This window comes from Pseudomonadota bacterium (assembly GCA_026388255.1).
GTDB lineage: Bacteria > Desulfobacterota > Syntrophorhabdia > Syntrophorhabdales > Syntrophorhabdaceae > JAPLKB01.
Map to the genome: position 1 here is coordinate 1,199 of JAPLKC010000141.1, position 700 is coordinate 1,898.

The following is a 700-nucleotide window of genomic DNA, read 5'->3' on the forward strand; positions in this document are numbered from 1 at the left end:
ATAATGGTTGTTATTTTAGCCAATCAATAATCTCCTTCATTCGGGTTGATCTTTCTATTTCAACGTATCCTTTAAGCTCCTTAAAATCATCCGTTGTGAATTCATCAAGATTGAGCCGCAGTTCCTCTGCCGCCCGCTTGTCTGTGATCAATCTTTTCCTAAAATAGAGAAAATCAAAGAGCGCCTTGGCTTTCGTGGCCTTGAGAATCGAAAAGCTTCCCTTCTTCACCACTTTGAATCCTACGAACAACTCTTCCTTGATTTTGTGATAGATGAAGTTGCCCAGATCATTGGAAAAGTTTTCTGTTTTACGAAGCCCCACTGAAGTTATATTCCGGGGAATTTCGGTAAGCATGTTGTGTTCGTGGAGAACATAATCAAGACTGAGATAAGAGGGCGAGTGGAGCTTGCTGGCAACAAATTCAACATAATCGGAAAAAATGCCTCTCCGCTCTGCATTATCAAGATAACTCTTTGTCACATACAGATTCTTTTTGAGGCGAACCATCATTCCCTGCTTCACCTGGCGAGATAGAATTATATTCAAATATGTTCTATCTTCTCCCACGGGAGCAAGATCAGCCGCGCCAAAAGAAGGTAGTGTTGCTACCAAATTGAGGATTCGTTTTGATCTAATATTGTCAGTTCTCATAATATACTTTTATTGTATATTTAAAGAATCAAGTTGTCAAGAGCCTTG

At 39.9% G+C, this 700-nt stretch carries 1 protein-coding gene; it reads right to left on the reverse strand.

Going from position 1 to position 700, the window contains the following annotated elements; all coding sequences use genetic code 11:
- Positions 1-10 precede the first annotated feature (10 nt).
- The gene (locus NT178_18940) at positions 11-613 is read right to left on the reverse strand and encodes a hypothetical protein (protein ID MCX5814592.1); all 603 of its coding nucleotides are present in this window, start codon (positions 611-613) and stop codon (positions 11-13) included.
- Between the last annotated feature and the right edge of the window lie 87 nt (positions 614-700).